The sequence below is a fragment of the Streptomyces sp. 184 genome (genome assembly GCF_045781775.1).
Taxonomy (GTDB): domain Bacteria; phylum Actinomycetota; class Actinomycetes; order Streptomycetales; family Streptomycetaceae; genus Streptomyces.
The window spans coordinates 4458548-4480436 of record NZ_CP123230.1; the positions used below are offsets into that span (position 1 = coordinate 4458548).

34 protein-coding genes are annotated in these 21889 nt (G+C 70.4%); 5 read left to right on the plus strand and 29 right to left on the minus strand.

Annotated elements, in window-relative coordinates; translation table 11 throughout:
- Positions 1 to 16: 16 nt before the first annotated feature.
- The 19 genes from QBL21_RS18495 to QBL21_RS18585 form a co-directional block, all read right to left on the minus strand.
- Positions 17 to 1756: a terminase gene (locus QBL21_RS18495; protein ID WP_407563320.1), complete on the minus strand. Its 1740-nt coding sequence runs from the start codon at positions 1754 to 1756 to the stop codon at positions 17 to 19.
- Positions 1737 to 2066 carry a hypothetical protein gene (locus QBL21_RS18500; RefSeq protein ID WP_407563321.1) on the minus strand — a complete coding sequence of 110 codons (330 nt, stop codon included), beginning with the start codon at positions 2064 to 2066 and terminating at the stop codon, positions 1737 to 1739. The genes QBL21_RS18495 and QBL21_RS18500 overlap by 20 nt, the downstream gene beginning before the upstream one ends.
- A 305-nt stretch (positions 2067 to 2371) precedes the next feature.
- The gene (locus tag QBL21_RS18505; protein ID WP_407563322.1) at positions 2372 to 2560 is read right to left on the minus strand and encodes a hypothetical protein; all 189 of its coding nucleotides are present in this window, start codon (positions 2558 to 2560) and stop codon (positions 2372 to 2374) included.
- 238 nt (positions 2561 to 2798) lie between these two features.
- Positions 2799 to 2999 carry a hypothetical protein gene (locus tag QBL21_RS18510; RefSeq protein ID WP_407563323.1) on the minus strand — a complete coding sequence of 67 codons (201 nt, stop codon included), beginning with the start codon at positions 2997 to 2999 and terminating at the stop codon, positions 2799 to 2801.
- 4 nt (positions 3000 to 3003) lie between these two features.
- The gene (locus QBL21_RS18515) at positions 3004 to 3297 is read right to left on the minus strand and encodes an HNH endonuclease signature motif containing protein (RefSeq protein WP_407563324.1); all 294 of its coding nucleotides are present in this window, start codon (positions 3295 to 3297) and stop codon (positions 3004 to 3006) included.
- A 386-nt stretch (positions 3298 to 3683) separates the two neighbouring features.
- On the minus strand, positions 3684 to 4265 hold the full coding sequence (locus QBL21_RS18520; protein WP_407563325.1) for a class I SAM-dependent methyltransferase: 582 nt from the start codon (positions 4263 to 4265) through the stop codon (positions 3684 to 3686).
- Positions 4262 to 4933 carry a hypothetical protein gene (locus tag QBL21_RS18525; protein ID WP_407563326.1) on the minus strand — a complete coding sequence of 224 codons (672 nt, stop codon included), beginning with the start codon at positions 4931 to 4933 and terminating at the stop codon, positions 4262 to 4264. The genes QBL21_RS18520 and QBL21_RS18525 overlap by 4 nt, the downstream gene beginning before the upstream one ends.
- A gap of 202 nt (positions 4934 to 5135) precedes the next feature.
- Positions 5136 to 5363 carry a helix-turn-helix domain-containing protein gene (locus tag QBL21_RS18530; RefSeq protein ID WP_407563327.1) on the minus strand — a complete coding sequence of 76 codons (228 nt, stop codon included), beginning with the start codon at positions 5361 to 5363 and terminating at the stop codon, positions 5136 to 5138.
- Positions 5364 to 5482: 119 nt separating this feature from the next.
- Positions 5483 to 6172 carry a hypothetical protein gene (locus tag QBL21_RS18535; protein WP_407563328.1) on the minus strand — a complete coding sequence of 230 codons (690 nt, stop codon included), beginning with the start codon at positions 6170 to 6172 and terminating at the stop codon, positions 5483 to 5485.
- A 78-nt stretch (positions 6173 to 6250) separates the two neighbouring features.
- Positions 6251 to 6721, minus strand: a complete 471-nt coding sequence (locus QBL21_RS18540) for a hypothetical protein (protein WP_407563329.1) — start codon at positions 6719 to 6721, stop codon at positions 6251 to 6253.
- Between the two features lie 27 nt (positions 6722 to 6748).
- Positions 6749 to 6925: a hypothetical protein gene (locus tag QBL21_RS18545; RefSeq protein ID WP_407563330.1), complete on the minus strand. Its 177-nt coding sequence runs from the start codon at positions 6923 to 6925 to the stop codon at positions 6749 to 6751.
- Between the two features lie 79 nt (positions 6926 to 7004).
- Positions 7005 to 7181, minus strand: coding sequence for a hypothetical protein (locus tag QBL21_RS18550; protein ID WP_407563331.1), 177 nt, complete (start codon positions 7179 to 7181; stop codon positions 7005 to 7007).
- A 194-nt stretch (positions 7182 to 7375) separates the two neighbouring features.
- Entirely contained in the window at positions 7376 to 9403 is a 2028-nt protein-coding gene (traB, locus tag QBL21_RS18555) for a plasmid transfer protein TraB (protein ID WP_407563332.1), read from the minus strand.
- Positions 9404 to 9451: 48 nt separating this feature from the next.
- Positions 9452 to 9601 (minus strand): hypothetical protein, encoded by a 150-nt coding sequence (locus QBL21_RS18560; protein WP_407563333.1) that lies wholly within the window; start codon positions 9599 to 9601, stop codon positions 9452 to 9454.
- Positions 9601 to 10149, minus strand: a complete 549-nt coding sequence (traA, locus tag QBL21_RS18565; RefSeq protein WP_407563334.1) for a plasmid transfer protein TraA — start codon at positions 10147 to 10149, stop codon at positions 9601 to 9603. Before traA ends, QBL21_RS18560 begins: the two co-directional genes overlap by 1 nt.
- Positions 10150 to 10168: 19 nt before the next feature.
- Positions 10169 to 11635 carry a hypothetical protein gene (locus tag QBL21_RS18570; protein ID WP_407563335.1) on the minus strand — a complete coding sequence of 489 codons (1467 nt, stop codon included), beginning with the start codon at positions 11633 to 11635 and terminating at the stop codon, positions 10169 to 10171.
- Between the two features lie 46 nt (positions 11636 to 11681).
- Complete coding sequence (locus QBL21_RS18575; RefSeq protein WP_407563336.1) at positions 11682 to 11864, minus strand: hypothetical protein; 183 nt, start codon at positions 11862 to 11864, stop codon at positions 11682 to 11684.
- Positions 11861 to 12085 carry a hypothetical protein gene (locus QBL21_RS18580; RefSeq protein WP_407563337.1) on the minus strand — a complete coding sequence of 75 codons (225 nt, stop codon included), beginning with the start codon at positions 12083 to 12085 and terminating at the stop codon, positions 11861 to 11863. Before QBL21_RS18580 ends, QBL21_RS18575 begins: the two co-directional genes overlap by 4 nt.
- Before the next feature lies 1 nt (position 12086).
- Positions 12087 to 12533: a hypothetical protein gene (locus QBL21_RS18585; protein ID WP_407563338.1), complete on the minus strand. Its 447-nt coding sequence runs from the start codon at positions 12531 to 12533 to the stop codon at positions 12087 to 12089.
- A 428-nt stretch (positions 12534 to 12961) separates the two neighbouring features.
- On the opposite strand from QBL21_RS18585, the gene QBL21_RS18590 reads away from it, so the two are divergent.
- The 5 genes from QBL21_RS18590 (at position 12962) to QBL21_RS18610 (ending at position 15156) form a co-directional block, all read left to right on the plus strand.
- Entirely contained in the window at positions 12962 to 13234 is a 273-nt protein-coding gene (locus tag QBL21_RS18590) for a hypothetical protein (protein ID WP_407563339.1), read from the plus strand.
- 144 nt (positions 13235 to 13378) lie between these two features.
- Positions 13379 to 14014 carry an NUDIX hydrolase gene (locus QBL21_RS18595; RefSeq protein WP_407563340.1) on the plus strand — a complete coding sequence of 212 codons (636 nt, stop codon included), beginning with the start codon at positions 13379 to 13381 and terminating at the stop codon, positions 14012 to 14014.
- The gene (locus tag QBL21_RS18600; protein WP_407563341.1) at positions 14011 to 14421 is read left to right on the plus strand and encodes an NUDIX hydrolase; all 411 of its coding nucleotides are present in this window, start codon (positions 14011 to 14013) and stop codon (positions 14419 to 14421) included. The genes QBL21_RS18595 and QBL21_RS18600 overlap by 4 nt, the downstream gene beginning before the upstream one ends.
- A gap of 220 nt (positions 14422 to 14641) precedes the next feature.
- Positions 14642 to 14824: a hypothetical protein gene (locus QBL21_RS18605; RefSeq protein ID WP_407563342.1), complete on the plus strand. Its 183-nt coding sequence runs from the start codon at positions 14642 to 14644 to the stop codon at positions 14822 to 14824.
- Positions 14821 to 15156, plus strand: coding sequence for a DUF6907 domain-containing protein (locus QBL21_RS18610; protein WP_407563343.1), 336 nt, complete (start codon positions 14821 to 14823; stop codon positions 15154 to 15156). The genes QBL21_RS18605 and QBL21_RS18610 overlap by 4 nt, the downstream gene beginning before the upstream one ends.
- 55 nt (positions 15157 to 15211) lie before the next feature.
- On the opposite strand, the gene QBL21_RS18615 is transcribed toward QBL21_RS18610, so the two are convergent.
- The 10 genes from QBL21_RS18615 to QBL21_RS18660 all read right to left on the minus strand — a co-directional run bounded on the left by QBL21_RS18615 (position 15212) and on the right by QBL21_RS18660 (position 21879).
- Complete coding sequence (locus QBL21_RS18615; RefSeq protein WP_407563344.1) at positions 15212 to 15799, minus strand: hypothetical protein; 588 nt, start codon at positions 15797 to 15799, stop codon at positions 15212 to 15214.
- Positions 15796 to 17682, minus strand: a complete 1887-nt coding sequence (locus QBL21_RS18620) for a DEAD/DEAH box helicase family protein (protein ID WP_407563345.1) — start codon at positions 17680 to 17682, stop codon at positions 15796 to 15798. The genes QBL21_RS18615 and QBL21_RS18620 overlap by 4 nt, the downstream gene beginning before the upstream one ends.
- A gap of 121 nt (positions 17683 to 17803) precedes the next feature.
- Positions 17804 to 18433: a hypothetical protein gene (locus tag QBL21_RS18625; protein WP_407563346.1), complete on the minus strand. Its 630-nt coding sequence runs from the start codon at positions 18431 to 18433 to the stop codon at positions 17804 to 17806.
- A gap of 26 nt (positions 18434 to 18459) precedes the next feature.
- Positions 18460 to 18786 (minus strand): hypothetical protein, encoded by a 327-nt coding sequence (locus tag QBL21_RS18630; RefSeq protein ID WP_407563347.1) that lies wholly within the window; start codon positions 18784 to 18786, stop codon positions 18460 to 18462.
- Between the two features lie 21 nt (positions 18787 to 18807).
- A complete protein-coding gene (locus QBL21_RS18635) occupies positions 18808 to 19068 on the minus strand; it encodes a hypothetical protein (RefSeq protein ID WP_407563348.1) in 261 nt (86 codons plus the stop codon).
- Positions 19065 to 19538 (minus strand): hypothetical protein, encoded by a 474-nt coding sequence (locus QBL21_RS18640; protein WP_407563349.1) that lies wholly within the window; start codon positions 19536 to 19538, stop codon positions 19065 to 19067. Before QBL21_RS18640 ends, QBL21_RS18635 begins: the two co-directional genes overlap by 4 nt.
- Positions 19531 to 20577: a hypothetical protein gene (locus tag QBL21_RS18645; RefSeq protein ID WP_407563350.1), complete on the minus strand. Its 1047-nt coding sequence runs from the start codon at positions 20575 to 20577 to the stop codon at positions 19531 to 19533. The genes QBL21_RS18640 and QBL21_RS18645 overlap by 8 nt, the downstream gene beginning before the upstream one ends.
- Positions 20574 to 20972 (minus strand): hypothetical protein, encoded by a 399-nt coding sequence (locus QBL21_RS18650; protein WP_407563351.1) that lies wholly within the window; start codon positions 20970 to 20972, stop codon positions 20574 to 20576. Before QBL21_RS18650 ends, QBL21_RS18645 begins: the two co-directional genes overlap by 4 nt.
- Positions 20969 to 21628, minus strand: a complete 660-nt coding sequence (locus QBL21_RS18655) for a hypothetical protein (protein WP_407563352.1) — start codon at positions 21626 to 21628, stop codon at positions 20969 to 20971. Before QBL21_RS18655 ends, QBL21_RS18650 begins: the two co-directional genes overlap by 4 nt.
- Positions 21625 to 21879, minus strand: coding sequence for a hypothetical protein (locus QBL21_RS18660; protein WP_407563353.1), 255 nt, complete (start codon positions 21877 to 21879; stop codon positions 21625 to 21627). The genes QBL21_RS18655 and QBL21_RS18660 overlap by 4 nt, the downstream gene beginning before the upstream one ends.
- Between the last annotated feature and the right edge of the window lie 10 nt (positions 21880 to 21889).

Sequence of the window (21889 nt, forward strand, 5' to 3'; positions counted from 1 at the left end):
GGGTCACCGCCTTCCGCTACCTCAGGACGACGACCCTCCCCTTCCCGGGGCGGCCCTTTCGTTTTCCGTATGCGGCACTGTTCAGCACCATCCGGCGCAGCATCCGTGCGCCGATCGCGCACACCGCCAGGTCGATCTTCCGGGCGGACTCGCGGTGCTCCTTGCCGATCGTGTAGCCCCAGGCGTTCGTTCGCCGGCGGGCGTTCGCGATGTGCTGCCGCAGCACCTTGTGCCCGTCATGCGGCACCTGCCGCTCCAGTACGTCCCGGTAGAACCGGTCCACGGCCTCAGTGAACGCCGGCTGGTGCTTCGGATCACGCATGTCCCACAGCACCGCGTGCCGCCGCGGGCCCGACGCGACCGCCTTCACCTTCAGCCGGCGGTCGTAGCGCTGCGCCCACGAGTCGATGTACCCGTCCCAGTACCGCTCGCCGTCCCGGTCGTCGTGGCCGGCGCCCGGGTCGGCGAAGAACGCCACCGGCCGGAACTCGGCGAACACCTGGTCCACCACGCCGTCGACCTCATCGCGCGGCACCCGGTACGGCACGCCGTCCGGCCAGCCTGCGGGCCGCTGCCACACGCCGAGGGTCTTCACGAGCCCGTCCGACATCCGGCAGCCCACCAGGCCCGTTGCGTCATCCGACTTCGAGCCGTCGAAGAACAAGGTGATCTCGTCACGCCGCTCAAGCTCGAAGCCCTCATGCGGGTTCGCATCCCACTCGTAGCGGGCCAGGAAGGCGTCCTCAGCAGCGACGATCTGGTTGAACCAGAAGCGGCGGCTGCGGGACGGCGGGTTCCGCACGTCGAGGATCGAAGCCTTCAGCCGCTCGATGTCCAGCCAAGTCGAATCGCCCCGCACTGCCTTCAGCGTGGGGACGATCCACTCCTCCGTCAACTTCGCCTCCGCCGGCGCCTCCAAGCTGTCGTAGAACAGTCCGGTGTCCACCGCACGGCCAGCCTCCGCCGACTCGAACGCCTCCCGCGTGCGCTCCGCAACCGAGTCCTCGCCCGGCTCGAAGGCGTTGGTGTCCGCGAGCGTCCGCGCGGCGCCGTCCGCCGACTTGGTCGCGTTCCTCTCGATGACCGCGGCCATCTCGTGGCCGGAGTTCGACTCCACCCAGTGCTGCGTCTCGCCCATCGACGTGAACGTCGGCCGGCCACCCTCCAGGGCGCGCGGCGACGACGTGACCGCCTCGATCCGGGCCCGCCCCTTGTCGGCGTAGATGATCTCCTTGCCGAGATCGATCCGGAACTCCTCCAGGGCGCGCTTCGACAAGATGCTCGGGAACAGCGTCATCGTGTTTCGCGTCTGGTCCTGGCTCACGGCCGCGATCTGCACCCACGCCGCCGGATGCTGTACACCCAACGGCTGCCCCGCCGGCACACCCCACTCGTTGCCCTCGTCGGCCACCCCGCCGAACCGGCACGGGCCGACGAACTCGAACGCCGACCACGTCGCCTTCACCGGGTCCTTGCCCCAGCCCTTCAGGCGTTGCAGCACGCCATCGCGCCACAGGAACCGGTTCGTCGCCGGATCCATCGCGTACCACCACAGCGTCAGGCGGGCCTGCTCCGCGGTGTACTGCCACGGCTTGCCCGCCCAGTGCTGCAAGTACGTGCCCGTCCATGCCAGGCACTGCCAGCCCAGCGTGTACTCCGGCAGCACGAACCGGCCGTCCTCACCGCGGCGCCACGTCGGACCGATCGCGAACGGGGTGACGACCTCCGGGACCTGCTCAGCCGCCTGCGATGTCACGGTAGGAATCCAGCGGACTCACCGACGCCAACTGCGGCCCGGCCGGCTTTCGCTCCAGCTCGATCCGCGCCCGCCGCCGGTCGCCCTCCGTCGTCAGCAGCCGCGCCATCACGGAGTCCAGCGCGGAGACGAACTGGCCGTTCGGCGGCCGATCCGACGCCAGCCCTCTCGACATCAACTCCGCGGCGTACCGGGCCATCGCCCAGTCCGACGGCTCGTAGAACACCGCCTGCCCCGACTCCCGCAGCGACAGGTACCAGTCACGGGCGATCTCATGCCAGCCCGGGTCCGGCTCGGGCAGATCCGGCACGACTGGCGGAGGTCCCGACGGCGCCGTCGCCAGCCCTGGACCGTCGTCCTTGTTGCGCCGCCGGCGCTCCTCCGAGCGCTTCGGGATGGGTCCATGCGTGCCCACAGCGACCTCCAGGGTCAGCGCCACCGGGGCGCACCGGGCGAGTAACGATCAACGGCGGGCGGCTGCCACCAGGGCAGACGCGCGGCGTCGCAGGTGAGGGGCCTAGGCAACCCGTACACGGGGGCGAGTGCTATACGGTTCCGATACCCCATAACCGCAGGTCAGGGGCATCCCCCCAGGTCAGAGGCATGATCCATCGATCATGGACTGGTGATCGACTCACGGCCGTCGAGGCTGTGATGGATCATGAGCCAGTTGACCGCCCCACCCGCGGCCTTGATCGGCTTCGGTGTGGGTCCGCACACGCAGTCGTCGTCGGCTGGATGGTCGACGTGATCACCGAGTGGGATGACGTGCAGTGCCTGCGGTGCGTGCTCGCCTGCGGTCACCGTCGCCTGCGCCTGCCGACGTTGGCCCTGCTGCCCGTGTACACGCCTGTGTTGCGGCGGTGCAGCAGTTGGCAGTAGCCCTTGGCTCGCGCTCCGAGGTACTTGCTGAGCTGCCTGTTGCACCTGGTCCAGTCGCCTGGTGTGCCCCATCGGATGCGTGCTGCGCCTGGCCCTGTACTCCAGTACCTGCGTAGCTGTGCTGCGTTGCCTCTGTGTCCTCGCCCTTTGGCCACGTGGATCACTCCTCGGGCTGCTGGTCCTGTGGTAGTTCGTCTACCCGTTGGATGCTGGCGATCTGGTCGACAGGTACTGCGAGTGCGATGCCGTCGTCCTCGGTGAACACTGCCCATGGGCCATCGAAGGTGAGGACGAGAGTGGGATCTTCGACGAGGATGTCCTCGCCCTGACCCTTGGCGTGGTTGATCAGATAGGCGGGCACGTGGTCACCTCAACCCAGGGTGCTGTTCGGGCGGCCGTCGTCGTCCGGGCCGGGGGTCGGCGCGTCGTGCGGCGAGCCCTTCGGCGGAGGACTTGCGCCCGTGGCATTCGCCGCACACGCCTTGCAGGGCGACGTCGCGGTGGTCGTCGGTCTTGGCCGCGATGTGGTCGCAGTGCGTGGACGGGCGGACGTCGCAGATCTTGCAGATCGGGTCGCGTTCGAGGATGCGCGCGCGGATCTTCCGCCAGTTCGACGGAAGGCGAGCCCGCCGGTCGGATCCGGACCAGGCGGCGCTCATGCGCCACAGACCGGAAGGTCGTCGGGCGGGAGTTCTACGTGGCTTCCTCGACGGGTGCAGCGGGGGCAGATTCCGACGGTGCGACCCGAGCCCGGTCCGTACTCAGGGTCCGGGACGCTGCCTGCGCTCTGGTGGCCGCCGTAGGGGGCGGTGCACAGGATGCACGGCATCCAGAAGAGGTTGTGCTTCCGGGCGTACTTCTCGTGGGTCATCGCCCATCGCTGCGGAAGCAACCTGACCCACGCCTCCCGGTGACGGGGGGCGCTACATGAAAGCGGTGGACGGAGTCCGAGGCTCCAGTACCAGACCTTCTCAACGAGGCTGGGTGGGCGCATCTTGAGCGTGACCTTGAACTCGGCCATGGGCGCGGGCCTTTCGTGGTCAGGTCAGGTGGTCCAGGTGCTCCACGGCAGCCCGCTGTCGACCGGGGCGAGCCCGATCTCTTCGGCGACCGTCGCGCGGTGGTCGGCGTCCCAGGTGGTGACGTCGATCCAGTGCCCGCGTTCGTGCGGTACGGCAGCGGTGGGCCAGTCGAGGACGAGCGTCCCGCCGGGCCGGACTGCGGCGGCGAGGCCGCGGATGATGCGCTCGACGGCGTCGTAGTCGTGATGGATGAGGACGGCGAGGCACACGACGGCGTCCACGGGTTCGCCGAGGCGGGCCGCGAGATCGGTGCCGTCCGAGCTGACGGTACGGATGCCGGGCCCGCGGACACGCAGCCGGCGGAGCATGTTCGGTGAGGCGTCGGCGCCGGTCACGTCGTAGCCGCGGGCGGCCAGCGGGATCGTAACGCGGCCGTCACCACAGCCGAAGTCCACGACGGCGCAGCCGGGCTTCAGGGCGTCGGCGAGCATGGCGGCTTGAGCCTCGCCGGACTCGCGGTAGGCGTCCTCGGAGACGCGCCGCAGCGGGTGGATCGCGGCCGGGTCGGCGCGGTCCCAGGCTGCGGTGATGCGGTCGAGGCTCACGGCGCGTAGCCGAAGCGTGCGGCGCGGCCGTCGAGGAGCCTCCAGATGTCCCGCTCCGGGATGTCGGCGGTGATGCGGCTGTTGACGTCGGTCGGTACCTCGGCGCACGCCTCGGGGTCGAGCTGGACACCCAGAGCCCCACCGAGTTCGCCGAGTGCCCATTCGTGCCGCAGATCCTCCACGCGCAGCTTCACGTCCGCGACGGCGGCGCATCGCTCGTTCCAGGCCACCCACCACTCCACGGCCGCCTCCAGAGGCTCCAGGCCGTCCAGGGCGGGCATGTGGGCGCGGGCGAACGCCGGATACGGCTCAGCGGCCCGCTCGGCGAGGAACAGCTCGGTTCCGACGAGGGAGCGGACGGTGGCGACCGGATGCCGGGCGACCATCGCCACGGGGCCCTTCCAGGCGCCGGACTCGATCGCGGGCAGGGCGCACCAGGAAGCGTCACCGTCGAGCCCGCCGGTGCGGCCGTCGTCGGGCCGGAACCAGCGTTCGTGACCGCAGCGGACACCCGACGCCTGCATGAACGCGGCGACGTAGCCGGTGCCGGACCGGCCGGTGCCGACGACGGCGAAGCGCGGCGGCTTCGGGGCGCGGGGCCGCGGGGTGCGCTTCGCGGTGGTCTTCTTCGCCGCCCGCTTGGCCGGCGGCTTCTTCTGCTCGGTCACGCGGGCTCCTCGGGTGGTGGCGGTGTTGTGGCGGCCCGCCCGACGCCCGTTGCCGGGCGGGCCGCAGGGCCTCTACGTCCTGGGGGAAGTGGACGGAGGCGATCAGGGGGTGTTCAGGGCGCGCCGCCGTTCCGGAGTTGAACCGGTGCTGGCCAGCGTCGGACGACAGCCCTCGTCTGCCGGCGGCGTCCCCGTCTGTGGGTCAGGCGGCTTGCGCGCCTTCGGGCAGCGGCGGCGCCGGCGGGATGACGATGACCTCTCGGGTGTCCTCGTCGCGGATCGCGTGTGGAAGTTCGTCGAGGTCGTAGCGGACTCGGCGACCGGACCGGTGCCGGGTGATGCGTCCCTCGGACGCCCACCGCCAGATCGCGCCCACGGACCGGCCGCTGTAGTAGGCGGCCTCGTCGGCTGTCACGAGGATCGGAGGCATGCGCACCCCCCGCCGGGCATGACGAAGGGCCACCCACTCAGGTGGCCCTTGCGACAGAAGTTCTAGGTTGCCTGGAATGATCCTTCGGCGCAGGTCGGCTTGTCAAGCGCCTCCGGGGATCAGGTGATGCTGCCGGACCATTCGAGGTCGTCCATCATCGGGTCGGCGCCCTCGTCGAGCCGCCCGATCATCACGACCACGTCCCGGCCGTACTTGTCCGCGAGCGCATGGTCGGAGGTGCCTGTGGTCGTCACGCCGGGCGCGACCCGGCCGGTGATCTCCTTCGACCCGTTCTCCCAGTAGTTGCCTTCGGCCATGCCGCCGTTCGTCGTGCCCTCCACCGACACGTACAGGTCGTCGAGGGCGAAAGGCTTCTTGGTGCCGTTGTCGAAGGTGAAGTTGATCCGGAACGCCGTGTCGCCGTTCTCCGGCGGGTAGTCGAACTCGCCGAAGTCGGAGAACTCCTTGATGCTGTCGACGGTGATGGCGAGGCCGTCGTCGTAGGTGAACGTCTCGCCGACCTTCAGCGACGTGTCGGCGGCCGGCTTGTCGTCGGCGGGCTCTTCGTCGAGGCTGTCGCCGAGTTCGTCTCCGACGACCTCCTTGGCCATGTCCTCCAGTTCGGCGTCGGAGAACCCCTCGCAGGCCGGGGGCTTCTCGTCGCCCGCGGCGTCCGGGTCGTTGACGAGGTCGCGGATGGCGTCCTTGCAGGAGCCCTTGGACTGGCTGATGGTCCCGCCGTCACTGCCGCATGCGGTGAGCGGCAGGGTGAGCGCCGCGGCTGCGGCGGCGATGGTACGGATACGCATGATCCCCCCTGAGATGGTGCGAGCGCCCCGGGAGTGTACGGGGCGCTCGGTGGTGAGCGGATGGGCCGGACGGCCCACTCAGTTGCTGGAGTTGGACTTGCTCCACCACCGGTTGTTGTTGGTGACCTCGCGGTGGTCGTGCACCACGGGGCCGGCGTAGTGGTGGTGCACCTCGGGCTCGGGCCGGGCGCGCTTCGCGAGGCGGGCGAGGGCGACGACGAGCGCGACGGGCGCCCCGCCGATGAGCGCGACCACCACCGGGTCGGCGTACCCGGAGGCGAAGAGCACCATCGACAAGGCGCCGCCGACACCGAGGGAGCCGACACCGGCGGCGATCATCAGCCCGGAGGCGTCGGTGGCGGCCTGGGACATCGGCGGCCGGCCCGGCTGCGCGACCGGCGGCGTCGAGCCGACGGCGGGCACGGGGGTGTCGTCGCGGTAGGCGGTCGGTCGGGTGGCCATCGCCTCCTCGACGGCGGCGATCAGGTCTTCGGCGTCGGGGCGCCGCTGCCCCACCTCGGGGCGCGGCTCGGGCAGCGGCGTGGGCATAGCTGTCTCCTCGTCAGTTTCGGTTGGTCACTTCTTCAGCGGCCGGGCGAGCGCCTCGGCCGCGACGGCCACGTCGCCGGTGGTGTGCTTGTCGGTCTCTTCCTCGATCGCGGCCTTGATCTCCGGCTCGGTGTAGCCCTGCCGCTGCATCGACGCGGTGGTGTTCAGGATCTTGTCGGCCAGCGGGTTACCGGTCGTCGCCATGTCGTCCCTCCCTGCCGGGGCTGTCCCGGCTCCCACCGCACACCCCCGGCACGGGGCCGGAGGCGGCGGTGGGGGCCGGTCAGCCGCGGCGCCACTTCGGCAGCGCCTGCTCGGTTTCGATCACGCGGTCGTTCGCGGCGACGTGTTCGCCGGAGTCGCACTCAACGCGCCGGGTGACGCGATCCAGCTCGCCCTTCGCCTCCCGGTGCGCGGCACGCGCCTCCGGGGTGCCGATGATCCGGTCCATGAATCCCATCTCGATCTCCTCGTTCGGTTGGTGAGGTTTGTTGTGGTTTGTTCTCGGTGTCAGCGCTGGGGGTGCCAGCGGGGTGTCAGAAGGGGGTGTCAGCTCGCGCGCACACGCGCATTGACCTAGGTGGATGGGGGTGTCAGCCGGTCTGACACCCCCCGCTGCCACCCTGACCGGGTGCCAGCGGGTGTCAGTGCAGGTCAGACGGGTGTCAGCTCGGGGTACAGCAGCCGGTACGTGCCCGGGTCGGCGTCCTCGACCTCCTCCAGGTGCACGCCCTCGTCGGCGAGGCTGTTGAGCTGATCGGAGAGCCATCCCCGAGACCTGCCGTAGCGGCCCTTGGTGCCGTGCGGCTTGAAGTGCCGGGGGCCGATGAACTCCAGGCCCTCCTCGCGCAGTTCATCCAGCAGTGCGTGCAGGCGCCGCACGGCCTCCTTCGTCGATACCGGCTCCGGCTCGGGCTCCGACTCGGCGAAAGTCCACCGCCTCCCCTCGGAGACCGGCGGGATCTCCCGGTCCGCGTCGATCCCCCGCAAGTCGGCAGCGCCGTCGCCGCCGCCGTCGGCGCCGAGGCGGCCCGCGATCTCCCGCTCGACCTGCCGCTCCAGCAGCGTCTCTTCATCGGCCTGGCGCTGCTCGTCGTTCTGCTCCTTGGTCATCGTGACCTCTCCGGCCTCCGGCTGGTCGTCGGGCATCTGGTCGTCGGGCATGTGGATGGCGCGGTTCGCATACGCCTCACCTGCGGCGATGGCCGTCACCGGGTCGGCCGCGACGCGGGGGGCCGCGGAAAGGGCCTCGGTGATCTGCTCGTCGGTGATGAGGAACGTGCGCAGCGGCATCGGGTAGCGCTCCTCGTCCACGCCGGGGGCGACGAGGTAGGCGTAGCCGGGGCGGCGGTTCTCCCACGCCTCCGGGCGCGCGCCGGCGTCCCGCACATCCTCCGGCAGCGCCATGTCGGCGGTCGTGGCGCCCTTCACGCCGAAGCAGAGGACCCCGCCGAGCTGTTCGCGCACGTCAGTGGGCATGCTGGAAGCGGACGGACGCTGCAGGCTGATGATGACGGAGATCCCCGCGGAGCGGGCCTCCATGACCAGCCCTTCCATCTCGGTGCCGTCGCGGAAGAACCGGCCGGCCTCCTCGATCCACACGACCATGAACGGCATGCCGAGGGCCGCGAACGCCTCCGGGGTCCAGTTCTTGAACCCGGCGCGGCCCAGGGCGTCGGCGCGAGCGGTGATGACCTGCTGCAATGCGTCGATCATCGCCTCTCCGCCCGCCGTGGACATCTCCACCCAGTCCAGGTAGGGCAGGAACGGCGCGAACGTCTGCGCGCCCTTACTGGGGTCGACCGCCCACACGATTACGTCGTGCCTGGTCAGCGTCTCGGCGATGGCCACGGAGGCGCCGGTGGACTTGGCGGAGCCGTTCATGCCGGCGAACAGGAAGTGGGTGCCGTTGCGGCCGGGGCCGGCGGGGAACCACAGCACCGTGGGCTGCCCGTCCTCGTAGATCCCGACGTGCACCGGCTCGGTGATCGACCCGCCGGGCGCCGAGGGGCCCGCCCACGGGGTCGGCGTCTTCAGCATGTCCTCGGGGACGACCACCATGGAGAGACGGTCGGCGCGCTCCGGGTCGGTCACGAAGCGGATGCTGTTCGGGCTGACCTTCAGCTCGCTGGCGATGTTCTTGACGCGGCTGGTGATGTCGTCGGGGGTGACGTTGCCGCTGTCGAGTTGCAGTTCGGCGGTGACCTTGTTGGGCTCCACCTTCGGCTCGCCCCTGAGCTTGGCCCTGGCCTTCCCGAGGCTTTTGACCAGCACCCCGGTCTCCCCGGCCTGCTCGCCCTGCTGCTTGGAGTCCGGGTTGACCCGCAGCGTCTTGCGCACGTTCCACGACGCGGCGAGCGCCGCCCCGCCGATCACCAGCCAGGAGAGCTGCGTGCCGCCGAGCGGGTCGGAGTAGGTGGCGGCGGTGAAGTAGCCGGTCGCGCAGGCGGTGGTGGCGGTGGCGTGGATGCGCCGCTGCGCGCTGGTGTCCCTCCCCGCCCACCACGTGGCCGCGGTCAGCGCGCCCGACGCGACGGTGATGCCGACGGCCGCCAGCGGGCTGCCGCCCCATGCGGCGTTCGCCGCGAACGTCGCCGGCACCTGCCCGGCCAGGGCGATCCACGGGCGCGCGTGCGGCGACTTCACGCCCTTCCATGCGTCGTTCTTGAGGGTGTCAGCCACGGTGTCAGCTCCAGTGTCAGCGCGATGTCGGTGCAGGTCAGTGGGGTGTCAGCCGCGAACCTGGGCGGCGGCGAGGATGTAGGCGAAGAACAGCCCGGCGGCGATCATCAGGCCGTCGCGGATCAGGACGTAGAACTCCAGCCGGAGCCACGCCGCGAACAGCAGCGCGGCCCCGGCGGCGATGTAGACGTCGGGCATCAGAACCAGCCGAACTTCTGCGGCTTCTTCTGCTGCGTGCGCGCCTTGCCGATCCTCATCAGTTCGGCCTCGTACTCGCGCTCGAACGCGCTGTACAGCGCCGTGTACCACTTCGCGATCAGCTTCTCGGCCTGGGCAACCCGCTTCAGCCAGCGGGTCACGCGCCGCGCCCTGGCCCGCGAGCCGGACATGCTCCCGAACTGGTCGGGGATGTTCCGCAGCCGGCCCTCCAGCATCGCCGCGTCCAGAGCCACCGTCACCGCCCGGTTCCGCGCGGCCTTCCGGCCGTGCTCGCAGTACGCCTGGATGTCCTCGTTCGACATGAAGTCGCCGCCGGGGGCGGCCTTCGCGGCGCCGTTCTGGCCGGCGGCCGGAGCAGCAGGCGCACCGCCCTGGATCTTGGTGATGTTGATCGTGGGGTTCAGCGACGTGTTGAACCCGCCGCCGTTCTTGACGTTCGGCGGCGGGGTGGTCGGCGCGCCGCGGCCGTTCGGTGACGGGCGCCCATTCGGTACAGGTGCCGCCGGGCGCTGGATCGGGGTAGCCATCAGACTCCTCAGGTTGGGGTTACGCGGACTGGCGGTACTGCTCCCGGGCGCGCTTCAGGCGCCGGTCGCAGGTGGCTCGGGAGAGGTGAGACAGCAGCGGCACAACATCGCTGTCGAGTGAGACCGCATCCGCTCCGCCGCGCTCGCGCATGAGCGCAACGAGGCGCGAGACCTCACGCTCGCGGTCGGCGTCACCTATGGGTGAGACCTTCTGCTTCCCGGTCTCACGAGGCGGGGCAGTCTCACTTGTCTCACGCTTCTGCGGCGGCGGCTTCGGCTTGGTCTCACGCCGCCTCTGGGACCGCTGGCGCGGTGAGACTGCACGCTGAGACTGCGGCGGCTTCGGTGTCTCAACCGGCGGCGGCCGGAGCAGTTCCACGGCACGCGTCTCAAGATCCTCTGCGGCTTCCTTGAACTGCTTCCGGGCGGCGGCGAGGAACTCGGCGAGCCAGAACTGGACCACCGGGCCGATCGCATGGAGCACCGCGCCAGCAACGTCGCCGCGCTCCGCCGGGCCGAACACGCACACCGTCACGGCGGCCAGCGCCGTGACGACCCGGAGGGCGGCCCCCCAGAACGCGACACGGCGACCCAGTGCGGCGAGAGCGCCGCCGATCTGGATCTCCACGATGAGCCCGGCCTCCAGAGCCGGATACAGGAACCAGCCCCACGGCTCAGGGGTGTGATGCCGGGCGAGAACGTCGTGCGCATTCCCCGACCCGAAGACGGTGATGACGGTGGACACGGCAATGACCGTGACCGCCCAGCGGCGGGCGGTCGCCTGCACCTGGCGGCGCTCGGCGCGCAAGGACTTGGCCTGCTGTGCAGCGTTACTCACGCTGCCGGACGCCCGAGAGCGGATCTGCTTCGCCTGCTCAAGGTTCTCGCGCGCCTCAGCCTCCACCGCCCGCGCCTGCTCTTCGGCATACGCGACAGCCTGCTGCCGGTCCTGTTCGGCGCGAGCGCGCACCGCGTCAGCGTCAGCGCGGGCCTGAGCCAGAAGCTCCTGGGCCTCCTCGGTGACCGTGCGCGCCGCCTGCCGCGCCGTGTCCGACTCGACGGCGGCCTCGTGCCGCAGCCGGTCGGCCTCAAGCGCCGCCCGGGAGTGGACAGTCTGCGCCTGCTCAACCTCACGCCGCGCCGCAGCTTCACGGTCGCGGGCATCGACGAGCAGTCGCTCCGCTCGGCGACGCGCCGACTCCACCCCACGCTGCGCAGCCTCCGCGCTGCCCTTCCACCGCTCGGCATCGCGGGTGGCGGCATCGCGACGGGCCTCGGATTCCGTGACCGCGGCTTCCGCCTCTTCGAGGCGTGCGGCGGCTTCCTTGAGCAACTGCTCAGCTTCGCTCGCAGCCTGACTGCGGACGGCCTCGGCCTCCTCCCGTGCCTGAGTGAGCAGCTTCTCCGCCTGCTGCTTGGCGGCGGCGGCCGAGGGTGCGGCAGCCTTCGCCGGGGCGCGGGTCTTGGTGTTCCGGCGGGCAGCCATCAGATCACCCGAGCCAGCAGGAGGGTGCCGTTCGTCGGCGGGGTGGTCACAGCCCTTCCTCTCGGTCGTGGGCGTCCAGGAGGCGCCCGAGGGCGGTGAACAGCGCGCTGTACGCCTCGGCGAGTGCCTTGAGGCTGTGCACGTCGGTCACCCGGTAGTGGTCGAGCACCTCTCGGGCCGTGACGCGCGCGGCGGCCAGCGGCGGCATGCCGTCCTGGCGGGCCGTCACGCCACCCACCCCCTGCGCGGCCGGCCCAGCGACGTGGCGGCCAGCCACAGCAGCGTCACCATGAGCGCGACCGCCAGCACGGCGGCGCCCAACTCGGAGGTGAGGAGGAAGTGCAGCGTCGCGAGAACCGCGTTGGCCGTGGTGGCGAACGCTTCCGGGGCGGCGAAGAACAGGGCGATGGCGAGGAGCTGCGCCAGCACGGCAGCGGGGCGGGTGCGCATCTCAGGCCACCGCCTTCGCGGCGGCCTTACGCAGCGCGGTGTGTGCCTCGCGGGCCCACAGCCCGGCCGCATCCAGCTCATCCTCCGCGGCATCGCCCAAGGCCATCGCGGCATCCACCGCGTTCTGCGCGGCGACGAGCAGCGCACGGTCCTGCGTGGCCATGTACAGGGCGTCCATCGCGGACGTGACCGCCGAGCGGGCGGCGTAGCGGGCCTGCCGCGCCTCGACCGTGTCCGACAGTCCGTCACGCTTCGCGGCGACCTTCAACCACTGGTGCTCACGGTGGCCGACGATCGCGGCCAGCAGCGCGGGGACCGCCTCGGCGAGCTGCCGCCGGCGGCGTTCGGCACGCTCGGCCCGCTCCCGGCGGGACGTCGTCAGGTGCTGCATGACCCCGCTGGCGAGCGCACCCGCGAGGACGGCCAGCCCGGTGATGATCGCGTCCATCAGGCCACCGCCTTCCGGCCCGAACCGACGATCGCCCGCACGCTGTCCATCAGCCGCGGCTGGTCGGGGTGCGCCCGGTCCTCCTCGAACGCGGCCAGCTCGATGTCCAGCGCCTTGCCCCAGTCGTCCGACGCGACCGCGGCGCGCAGCTCGGCGAGGAGCGCGGCGCGGGTCTGGGGGGGGGAGGGGGGCCGGGGTGCGGACGTAGGTGGCCTTGTCGTGGGCGGCTACGTCGGCGGCCGACATGGGGGTGGGGGTGTAGGTGGTCAGCAAGGTCTTCACGAGTTCTCGTCCCTCGTCTTCCGTCCGGCTCGATTGACTCCTATAGTTGCAACATGATGAAGCGTTCGCAAGCCCTCCGGAGGATCGACCTGACGACCCGACACCTTGCATCTGGCGGTTGCAGCCTGATGTGGGACGATGCACCCATGACGGAGGAGGAGAAGGAGCGCGAGGAAACGGCGCTCCGAGAACTCGACAAACTGACCGCGGCCTATGAGGCTGCCGTTCGTGTAGTCGACCAGCGGCGCGAGGCCCTCCACTCCGCGATCATCAAGCACCTGCGCGAGCGCAATGCCCGCCCCGGCCAGGTCGCCGATCACAGCCCCTACGACCGCAATCACGTCGGCCGGATCGCCAAGGCGGCTGGCGTGCCGCCGCGTCGTGAACCCACGGTGCGCAGCATCAAGAGCGACGGGTAGCGCGGCAGGCCGGCCAGGGGTCACCATGCCTTCGAGTCAACGCGTCATGGCGTTGCCTCGCGATGAGGCTTCAGTGCAGAAGCAGCGCAGCACCAAGGCATCGTTAGTGCACATCGCTGCTGACCGACCCTCGGAGCGCCGATAGTGGACGTCGTAGACGCATGGACGGGGCAGGCTGCCTGCGCACTTCAGGCAGCACTCCGCGAGAGCAACGAGGGCTTCGCCGACCGATTGGGGGTCGCAGTGCGCACCGTCGCTTCGTGGCACGCCAACCCGGATATCGTCCCGCGCCCCGAGATCCAGCAGGCCCTCGACACCACCTACGAGAATGCGAGTCCATCCGTGCGGAGACGCTTCGACCGCCTGACCCGGCCGCCGGCCGCGGTCACGGCACAGGCGCTCCGTGTCGCCATCGCCGTCGTCGTCCGCGGGAGCGACGTGCTCCTCGTCTGCCGCCGGGGCGACGCGAGCCTCTCGTGGCAGTTCCCCGCCGGCGTCGTGAAGCCCGGCGCCGCAGCGGAAGCCGTCACCGTGCAGGAGGCCCACGCCGAGACCGGCGTTCACTGCGCGGTGCGCCAGCACCTCGGCAGCCGCCTCCACCCCGTCACCGGCGTCATGGCCGACTACTACCTCTGCGACCACCTCACCGGCGACGCAGCCAACCTCGACGTGATCGAGAACGCCGCCGTCCAGTGGGTGCCCATACGCGAGGTGCCGCGCTTCATCCCGCCCGACCGGATTTACCCGCCCGTCCTGCACGCCCTGGAGGAATACGCATGACCGACCAGACCACCGACCAGCCCGGCATCTCCGCCGCGATCATCGTTCAGGACGGACGGGTGCTGATGGTGCGCCGCCGCGTCCGGGAAGGCCAGCTTTCGTGGCAGTTCCCGGCCGGCGCGATTGAGCTGGGCGAGTCCGCGGAGCAGGCGGCCGTGCGGGAGACGCTGGAAGAGACCGGGCTGACCGTCGAGGCGGTGAAGCTCCTCGGTGAGCGGGTGCACCCGAAGACCGGCCGGCTCATGTCGTACACGGCGTGCAGCCCGATCTCCGGGACCGCGCGCGTCGCCGACGCCGACGAACTGGACGCCGTCGCGTGGGTCGCCCATGGCGAGATCCCGGAGTACGTGCCCTACGGGCTCTTCGAGCCGGTGCAGACATACCTGGACGAGAAGATGCCCGCCTGAAAGAACATGATCAAGCCATACACAGACGCTAACGGATCTGGCCCCGAAATGACGGCAGTTAGACCATCCCGTCGGCACTCTGTACGGTGCCCTTGAACAGCGCAACGGCCAGGTGTTAGAGCACCTGGCCGCCGCAAGACCCGGCGGGTTCCAGCCCGCGAGATCAGAACCCGATCCACGCCATGAATCGAGGACTCAAGTGACTTTACCGCAACAGCTTGTGCATACAACTCCGGTTGCACTCACCCCCGCGGCCCTCGCCGCGATCGTCGCGCAGCCCCCGCCGCCGGACTTGTCCCTGGCCGACCGCCTGTCGGACCTGGCGACGATCCGAAGCCTGTTCCCCGCCATGTCGCCGGAGTGCGACGAGCTGGAGGCGCTGCTCCGGGGGGTGGTCGCGTGAGTACGCCGACCCAGGCCCCGACCGCGCTCCACCACCCCACCCCGTGCCCGCCGTGGTGCAAGGACCGCGCCGCCTCCCGTCATGACGCCGGCCCGTCCCTGACCCCGCACTTCTCGCAGCAGATCCAGCTTGATGTCCCGGGCGCCGGCGTCCTGGCCCGCGCCGAGTTGGTGCGGCTGGACGAGACGGGCGAGCGGTCGGAGGCTGCCCTGTTCATCCAGGGCGAGTCGACGGCCGAGCTATCCGGTGTGGAGGCGGATCTCTTCATCGCCCGCGCGGAGGCGTGGGTGGACGGGCTGCGGGCGCTGCGGCGGGAGATGGCCGGCGCGTAGGCGGCACGACGAAACCCCCCGGCCCGGGTTGGGTCGGGGGGTTCGTCGTGGTTTCTCATTCGTCTTGTCGTCCGAGAAGACGTCCGAGCTCGGCGATGTCCTCCGGGCTGAGGTTGCGGCGGAGTGCGCGGGCCGTGTTCTCGGGTGTGTCGACGGGCACGCTGATCTTCTTGCGGCGGAATCCGGCCTCGACCATGGCGGCATGAGTGGATAGGCGGCCTTCGAGGACTTGGCCGTGGAGGTCGGGGCGGTCCTTCCGGAGGCGGCGCAAACCGGCTTCCCGGGAAGTACCGGAGGGCTGGGGAGCAAGAGTTATGTTATCCCTCTTGCTTCGATCTCCGCCGTGTTGACCACGAAGCGCCTCATCAAGTAGATCCAGCGTCTCCGAAGAGTCCCGCACTATGCGCTTCACGAGTTCTATCTCCGTGCCCAGCCCTTTCAGTGGCGGGGTGGTGACGAAGTCGAGGAACCGGTCGTAGTGCACCTGCTCACCGCGAATGGTCTCGAAGTCCCGCCAGCTTTCCTCAACCAACAGCCGGTGCAGGAGGACGGGCACGTTGCTCAGGCCGTGCCCACCCCGGTCCAGCGCCGACGACAGCGCATCGACAACACTCCCCCGGGCGCGCAGAGGGTTCTCGCTCACGGGCGGTCACTCAGTCGCCGGGCCACATATTCGAGCCCCTTGCGCAGCTGCTCGACGGTCGCCTTGTCGCGGGCCGACACCCCCATGAACTGATTGATCTCCCACTGCACCGCCTTGTGCTCCACGCCAGTGGACAGGGCGAGACGCCGAGCGGCGCTCGACAGTTGGGTCTTCAGCTGCTTCTTGACCTTGTACGTGGGCGTGACCGCATCCGCGACAGGCTGCGGCACCGTCACCGGCTGCTCCGACGCCAGATCCTCGCGGACCAGCTTGCGCAGCGAAGCGAGCGCGCTGGCCGGGAAGCCGTGCTTGCGCAGCAGCACCTCCGCCTTCGCGTTTTCCTCGGCGGTGTATTCCTGGCCGGCGTGGATGGCGCGGTCGAACACCGGAGCCGACGCGCCGATCGGCACGTGCGGAATGAGGCTGAGCTGACCTTCGCCACCTTCACGCATCACGCCCTCCTCGGCTTCCTCCCGCTCACGGTCGATCTCGTGCTGGATCTCCTGCTCGATCTGCGCAGCCATGATCCGAAGCCCCGGGAGGGCCGGAGCGAAGACGACGGCAGCGTGCTCCTCGCCGGCCCGACGACGCACGAATCGGCCCACGGCCTGGCGGAAGAACATCTCGGTCTTGGTCTTCGTGGCGTACACACCTACGGCCAGCCGCGGCACATCCACACCCTCCGAGACCATCCGCACAGCGACGAGCCACCGGCCCCCGCTGTCGGCGAACCGCTCGATCGCCGCGTTCGCAGCCGGCCCGTCCTCGCTGAGCACGACCGTCGGCTCCTCGCCGGTGATCTCCTTCAGCATCTGGGCGTAGGCGCGGGCGTGACGACCCCGGTAGGCGATGACGAGGCCGCCCGCGTTCGGCGCCTCATCCCGCAGGTCGGTCAGCGTCCTGTCCGCCACCTCCAGGACGCCGCGCATCCACCCGGTGCCTGGGTCGAGGGCGGTGTCCAACACGGCCGAGGCGTCGCCGTTGACGAGTTCGGCGGACAGGTTTGCCGAGGAGGTGACGGTGCCGGAGTCCATCCACCGCATCTCACCGTCGTAGAAGTGGAAGTCGACTTGGCGGCAGACCTCGTCGCGGATCGCGCGGCCGTAGCCGTAGGTGTAGTCGGCCACCGACTTGCCGTCCGCCCCGTAGGTGACGAACGGGATGGGGTTGCTGTCGGAACGGAACGGGGTGCCGGACAGTGACAGGCGGCGGGCTGCGGCGCCGAAGGCGTGCCGGACTGCATCGCCCCAGGCCCTCTCGTCGCCTGCGTGGTGGATCTCGTCGAGGATGACGAGGGTGGGGCGGCGACAGCCCATGCGATGCAGGTCCGGTTGTGTGGACACCTGGGCGTAGGTGAGGACCGCACCCCGGTAGTCGGTGGCGACCTCCAGCCCGTTGGCATTCTTGGTGGTGGGGTCGATGTCGATGCCGCAGCGGTGGGCTGCGTTGGCCCACTGAACCTTCAGGTGCTCGGTTGGGACGACCACGACGACTCGCTGGACGGTCCCGGCTTCGAGGAGTTCGAAGGCGAGGCGGAGCGCGAAGGTCGTCTTGCCGGCACCAGGGGTGGCGACAGCCAGGAAGTCCGTGCCGTCCTTCGCGATGTACGAGTCAAGACATTCACGCTGCCAGCCTCGCAGCGCGGGGCCGTTCCAGTTGCTCATCTGGCTTCCTTTCTTGAGGTTGCAAGTAGGGCAGAGGGCTTGGCCGTTGGTGGCGTCGGTGGGCCCGCCTGCGGAGTACGGGGTGACGTGGTCGCCATGCCAGCCGGGCTGGAGTGCCGTGCCGCATTGGGCGCAGCGCCCGTTGGAGGCGAGGTAGAAGGCGACACGCTCGGAGACGCTGAAGCGACGGCGGCCCGGGGTGTCGGGGGAGTTGGTCATGGGAGCCCCATCCGTCACCGATGATCACCATCGGATAAGGGGATATTCACCAGCATGACAGCTACGGGCGAAGTGAATATCAGAACACGGACACGTCACAATTCGAGCTGAAGTGCGACCGTCACGCCGCGCTCCTTTCCGCGAGCGGCAGCTCCCGCAGCTCTGCCCACGTGTAGCTCGTCGAGCACCCGCCGCACCGCCGCCCCTCGGTGTTCAGCGTGACGGACAGCGTCCCGCCGCAGGGGCAGCAGACGCGCACCCGCCGCTCGGGGCGTTCGCCGGTGGTCTGCGCCCGGCAGGCCGCAACCAACTGCCGGACCTCCCCGACGAACTCGTCGAACGCCGGGTGCTTCTCGGCGGCCCAGCCGATGTTTCCCCGCAGCCGGCTGACGGCCTGGTCGAGTTGGGCCTGGAGGTCGCCGACCGCGCGGGGGTAGCCGAAGCCGAGGAGGTCGAACCAGTCGACGCACCACGTCTGGAGCACCGTCACCACACCCCCGCGGGAGGCGAGGCTGAGCGGTTCGAGCCGCAGCGGCAGGGGCGCTGTTCGCGAGCCGGAGACGCGGCCGTCACCCGACGCCGAGCCGGGCATCAGCGCGCCCGACAGCCGGGCGTACAGGCCGTCCGGGCCGGCGAGTTCGGCCAGACGTCGGTCGGTCGCCCGGAGGCAGACGCCGCAGCCGTAGTGCCCGAGTTCGTCGTCCCAGAGGTTCCGGCCGCAGGCGGTGCAGCGGGGCGTGTCCGTGTCCATGGTCGTGCTCCGTTCGTGCGGGCGGTTCAGTGCGAGATGTGGATGGTGGTCTTCGGGTGGGCCCGGCAGGCGTCGCCGAGACGGCGCAGGTAGTCGAGGGCGCCCTCGTAGTCACCCCAGCCATTCGGCGGGTTCATGGCCCGGTACGCCTCGGGGTGCGTCTCCATGTCGTGGACTGCCTGCTGAAGGTCCGTGCGGGCGTCCTCGGCCTGCCAGCCGTGGAGGTTCTTCAGCGGGTAGCCGAGGGCGTCTTCCCACATGCCTGAGACGTTGCTGGTGTAGTTGCCGACGTCGACGACGGCGGCGGGTTCCGGGCCGCCGGTGTCGATGACGAGGTAGACGTCGTAACTCACGGTGCTCCTTGTGTGCGCGATTCAGGGGCGGCGTCGGGCGGCTGGCCCGTAGGGGCTCTGCCAGGCGGGGCGGTCGTCGGGCCGGGGCTGCGGCTCACAGTGGACGCAGGAGCCGTCTTCGCACTGCCGCCTGGCACGGCGCGCAGCGTCGGCGTCGAAGTCGTCGATGAGCGCGGCCGTTCCGCCGCCGCCCGCCGCGCCGCTGCGCATGGCGTCGACGCTGACGAACGGGTCGCCGAGGGCGGCGTCGATCTGGTTGAGGATGTCGTCGGTGCTGGTCACGGTCGGTTCTCCTCCGGGGTGTCGTCGGCGGCCGGGGTGCGCCAGGCGGCGGGGTCGTGCTTGTTCTCGCGGGTGGGCATGTAGATCGGGTCGCCGCGGAGGCCGTAGCCGATGACCTGACCGGGCCGCAGGTGCGGGTTGCCGCGGGAGGCAGTGACGCAGGTGTCGCCGCAGACGTCGCCCTCGTGGTGGCCGTGCTCGCAGCGGTCGAGGTCGGCGGCCAGTCGGGCCCACTCGTCGCGGAATCCGGGGGGCCCGGTGACCGCCTGCTCGGTACGGGTGAGCGCGTGTTCGATGCCCTGGATGGCGGCGGTGACCTTGGCGTGCAGCGGGGAGTGGTGGGTGGTGGTGGCGCAGTGCAGCGCGGCGTTGGCCTCGGCGTGATACGCGAGGTATGTCTGCGCGGCGATCAGCGCGTCGCGCGCCTTGTCGAGTTCACGGCGCAGGTCGGTGATCGTCGGGTCAGTCATGCGGGATCTCCTCGTTGAGGGCGGTGCGGATGCGGGCGGCGGCGCCCGTGTAGCCGGAGGCGGTGTGGAGCAGTTCGGTTTGGCCGGTGGCGTCGTAGCGGTCGGCGTCGGCCTGGAGGGCGGCGAGGGTGTCCTCGACGCGGCGGATCGCGGCCTCGGCCGCCTCTCGCTTCCGCGCCTCGTTGGCGAGGTCGGCGCGAAGCCGGCGCTCGGTGTCGGCGTGGAGGGCGGAGACGCGGGTGAGTTCGGCCTCGGCGTCGAGCCGGTCTTCCTCGCTGGCTTTCAGCCATGGGAACTTGATCTTCAGGTGCCGGATTTCCGCCTCGGCCCCCTCGGCGCGCTGTTCCAGTTCGGCGATGCGCTCGTAGTGGGGCACGTACCGGTCAGGGTCGAAGTCCTTGCCAACCGCCTTGGCGATGGCGGTGATCGTGTGCAGCGGGACATGTGTGCGGTCGTCGGTGAGCGTCCACTCATCGACCGCGCGGACGATGGTGAAGAGCTTCGATTCGGCCTGCTGGCAGCGGCGGTTCAGCCGTCCGTTTGAGGCGCGCAGCCTCGCGGTGTGCTGCCCGATGGCCGGGAGTACGGCGTCGGCGGCATCCCGGCAGCCGCCACCGCAGCGGGCCGGGTCGCCGACCTCGCACACCGACGTGGCGTGGATCGCTTCGGCGAGTTGGTCGCGCAGCGCGCCGGCGGGCGGGGCGGGGGTGGCCGGGCAGCACCCGCAGTCAGACGGGCAGGGGCATTCGATCTCTCGGTCGTGTATCGCACCGCACCGTCCGGACCCGCGGAGCACGCGGGGCACAAGCGACTCGCCGGGCTGGGGGGCGTCGTCCTCGCCTTCGGCGTGCTCCTCGGCGACGTGCCGGTCCCGGGCCGACTCGGCGGAGCCCCGGGTGTCGTGGTCGAGGGACAGCAGGCCGTCGCAGGTGTCGGTGCCCCAGCAGCGGAACACCCAGCGGGGGCGGTTGTGGTCGTCGCGGTACGGCTCGACGACGAGGCCGGTGTGCGGGGTGGTGGTGCCAGTCGGGTCGGTCATGCGGGGTCCTTCGGGTCGGCGGTCCGGGGCGCGAAATCGAGGCACGCAGACCACATGTCGGGCGGGTCCATCTGGTAGGCGATCTCGCGGACCTGGTAGCGAGTGGCGCTCCCGCGGTTGTCGAGCAGCAGGTAGTCACCGGTCCGGATGCGGGGGGTGAGGATCGGGCCCCAGCCCATAGCGCTGACCCGCCCGCCGTCGAGCACGCGGACGATCGTGAAGTCGTGACCCCAGCACCGGCGGCCGGGCCCGTAGTCGTGAGTCCGGGCCCCCTCGCCGCCGTCTGCCGCGTCCGCGCCGCCTCGGCCGGGTTCGGGTCCACCGGACGCCTGCGGGGCGCTCTGGGGCCCGTCTGTGCCCTCCTGGCGGGTCTGGGGGGTGCTCGGGTCCGTCATGGCGCCTCGCTTTCGAGGTGAGTTGGCTTGGCGATGTAGCCGTGGAGGACGGCGAGTTCGATGGCGTCCCGGCGATTCGCGACGCCCAGTCGGTGGCAGGCGCGGATCAGCAGATCGGCGGCGTCGGACGGAGAGATCTGCAACTCCCGCGCGATCTCCAGGGAGCCCAATCCGGCGGCAGCGAACTCCAGCGCCTTCAACTGCCGGTCGGTGGGCCTCGGCGGCCTGATCAGCGCGATGTGCTGCTCGCGTTGGAGGCCGAGGCGGTGGAAGACCTCGCGGGGGCTCTCATAGCCCTTGGCTATGCGCTCCGGGAGGATCGCCTGCCGGGCGGCCTCGACGCTGTCGAACATGCGGGCGAGCTTGATGCCGTTGCAGACGTGGCAGGCCAGCACCCAGTTGTCCGAGGGGTTGCGCAGCGAGTAGGCGTAGGGCACGAAGTGATCCCAGTTGACCTTGAGTGTGATCTCACGGCGACCTCGGCGGATCACGGTGCTGAGGGGGATCTCGCAGTACAGGCACACGTAGCCCTGCTTGGTGATGATCCGTTCCTTGTCGGCCTTGAGGGGCGCGCGGCGGCGGGTGGTGCCGGTGATCTGACTGCGACCGTAGACGGCTCGGCGCCAGTCGCCGGGCTGGAGTTCCTTGGCGGTCACTCGCCCTCCCCGGAGGTGCGCCAGACGGGGTTGTCGGGGCCGGGGTTCTGCCAGCAGATGCCCCAGGGCTTGGAGACCGGCACGAGGCCGGCCTCGGCCGGGGAGATGCAGTGGCGGTCGATACCAGGCTTGCCGACGCGGTGCTTCTCCGCCGCGCTGTCCGAATTGAACGTTTCGTGGCATCCCTCAGCCGGGCAGTGCGCCCGGCGATTGCCGGTCCACGTCTTGCCGCATTCCGCGTGACTGATCATGCTCGGGTTC